General features: G+C 69.4%; 2 protein-coding genes. Both read right to left on the bottom strand.

From position 1 onward, the window contains the following. Nucleotides 1-151: 151 nt before the first annotated feature. A complete protein-coding gene (locus WAW17_RS22730; RefSeq protein WP_422335171.1) occupies nt 152-1231 on the bottom strand; it encodes an Ldh family oxidoreductase in 1080 nt (359 codons plus the stop codon). Next, a complete protein-coding gene (locus WAW17_RS22725) occupies nt 1228-2718 on the bottom strand; it encodes a GNAT family N-acetyltransferase (protein ID WP_422335170.1) in 1491 nt (496 codons plus the stop codon). Before WAW17_RS22725 ends, WAW17_RS22730 begins: the two co-directional genes overlap by 4 nt. Between the last annotated feature and the right edge of the window lie 163 nt (nt 2719-2881).

Below are 2881 nucleotides of genomic sequence, written 5' to 3'. Positions count from 1 at the left end.
TCGTCGTGGTAGTCGGTGACCGTGACGATCTCGGCGAATCCCTCGCCCGGATCCGTACCCACGGCGCACACTGCCACCAGCCGGCCACGCTTCTCCGGTAGCCACTGAGCGAAGGGCAGCCCGGCGGCGCGCGGGCTGATCAGTACGAGAATCATCTGGCAAGTTCCTTCCTCGTCGCGGTCATTCCCTCGACCTTCGTTGCCAACGTGGCGAAGACCTCCGCGGTCCGTACGTCCAGCGGTATCCCCCGCGCACGCCGTTCGCGCTCGTGCGCGCGTTGAGGGTCGCCCGGGGCCACCACGGGTGACCCCGAAGTGGGCGTTGCCCCGCGGACGGTGCCCAGGAGATCTGCCAGCCCAGCCGCGAATCGCGCTTGCCCACTGAACGCTCCGGGGTCCAGAGCGAGGACGAAGTGACCGATCCCCCGGCTTCGACCAGGAGTTCCCTCGCCGATCTGATCGAGCTGCCAGTCGGGCGGCGACCCGGTCAACACGGCCCCCAGCAGAGTGACCGCCATTGCCAGGCCCTGTCCCTTGTATCCGCCGAGTGGCGACAAGGCGTACGCCTCGTCGGGTTCCGCGGTGGGCCGTCCGTCGCGATCGGTGGCCCAGCCGCTGTTCAGTGGTCGCCCCTCGGCCCGGCGGTGCTTCACCTCGCCGAAACACACCTGGCTGGTGGCCATGTCGAGGGCGAGCTCGTCGTCCGCCGTACCCGCGGCCACGCTGATCGGGTTGGTGCCGAACAGCGGCTCGACCCCGCCATACGGGGCCACCCGGGAGGCCGCGGACGTGACCGCGATGCCGACCATCCCCTGCCCGGCCAGGTGCCGGGTGTAGACCGATGCCGCGCCGAAGTGGTTGGAGTTGCGCACGCCCACCGCCGCGACGCCGAAGGTCCTGGCCCGGTCAGCCGCCAGCCGGGCGGCGGCGAGTCCGGCGAGTACGCCGAGTGCGCCGTCCGCATCCAGCAGCAGTCCGGCCCCACGGTCCCGGACCACGGTCGGGCACGCCGCTGCATTCGCGACGCCGGTCACGAGTTCGTCCAGGTATTGCGGCAGCAATCGCAGACCGTGGGTGTCGATGCCGCGCAACGAGGTGTCGACGAGCGCGGCAGCCACCTGCTCGGCCTCGTCCTCCGGCACGCCCGCCTCGACGAGTGCGATCGAGGCGAGGCAGCGGGCCTCCTGCTCGTCGAACAGCGAATTACTGTCCGGCTCTGTCTGGTGGATCATGAAGCACTCCAATGCATGAAGACGTGGGGCCCGATGCCCGGTATGTCGAACTCCGGGCCGAGAATCCGGAAGCCTTGCTTGACGTAGAAGCTGGCGGCGGATGTGCGGGCATTGCACCAGACCGCGCCGGCGCCGGTCAGCACGGCGTTCGTGAGGACGGTGCGCAGGAGTGTTGTCCCCGCGCCGGTTCCACGGACCTCGTCGAGGGTGGCCATGCCGCGGAGGCGCCAACCCTGGCCTGGTAGCACGCCCGGCACGGCATGCTCTTCGGGCGGATCCTCGTGGTACAGCGAGGCCACACCGACCGGGCGACCCGCGACGAGGGTGGCGAAGTGCCGGGTACCGACCTGGTCGTCCTCGGGGTAGGCGCAGGCCTCGGCCGGTTGCCCAGGCCGCAGCACCCTGTGGCGGATCGGTCGCACCTCGGCGACTGCCACGGGCCGGACACGCCAGCCGTGGGCCGCCGGATCGGGGAGGTAGCCGGAACCGGGCCGATCAGGGAGGGTGACGCGGCCGACACCGTCGAGTGTCAGTCCGCGCCCCGTGTTCACCGCGAGAAGGTCGATTGCGTCGACATCCAGGTAATCCGCCAGCACGCCGAGGTGGGCCGTGGCCGACACCCCGGCCGCGGACTCGGGCATGCAGCCGAGCATGGTGATCAGACCGCGACCACGGGCCCGACGCAACAGCGCCAGGGACGGGGTGATGCCCCCGGCTTTCATCGGCTTGACGTTGATTCCGTCGAACGCGTCCATGCAGGCGTCCAGGTCTTGCGGTGAGGCGATACTCTCGTCTGCGATCACGGGGATCGGGCTGCGCTCCTTCAGAATCCGGGCGGCACGCCACGCCGGGCGCGGAAACGGCTGCTCGATCAGCTGCACACCGAGCTCGCACATCTCGTCCAGGACGGGAAGCAGTCGGGACAGCTCCCAGCCACAATTGCCGTCCACGTAGAACGGCGCGTTCGTATGGCAGCGAAGCTCCTTGACCACGGTGAGGTCGCCCGGATCGGCAAGCTTGATCTTGTACGCCGACCATCCGGGCCGCTCGCGGAGTTTGTGGACCATCACCTCGGTCTCGTCGAGCCCGATGCTGAAGCTGGAGCGCGACTCCCGCGGACGTTCCAGACCCAGAGCCTGCCACAGCGGCACACCGAGCAGCCGTGCCCGCAGATCGTGCACCGCCGTGTCGAGGGCGGCCAGGACGAACGGCGAATCGGGCAGCTCCGCGGACAGCGCTCGCCACACGGCGAGCGGGTCGTCGGGACCGAGGTCGATCAGCAACGGCGCAATCCGTCGCAGGTCTGCGTGCATCCCGTCCAGGCCCGAGTTGTAGTGGTCGGTCATGAACGCGGATGCCTCGCCGAACCCGGCGAGACCGTCCTGCTCCACCTCCACCACCAGTCCCCGCTGCACCGGAATCGCCTCTCTGGCAGAGCGCCACAGATGCCGTTGCGTCAAACTGATCTCGTGCGCGGTGACCTTCACGCGTTGCCTCCGACACCGAAGTACTCGCGGTCGCGCGGGCCGTACGGACGAAGGTCGTCCCACCACTGCGCGTGCTCGTCGTATTTCGCGAAGAACGGCTTGCCCACCAGATCCGGCCGGCGCGCCTGCAGGAACCGCAACGCGAACGCACGTCCGCCGTCGA

It is taken from the genome of Rhodococcus sp. (in: high G+C Gram-positive bacteria) (assembly GCF_049286785.1).
Classification (GTDB): Bacteria; Actinomycetota; Actinomycetes; order Mycobacteriales; family Mycobacteriaceae; genus Rhodococcus_F.
This window is presented reverse-complemented; position numbering and strand designations above follow the sequence as displayed.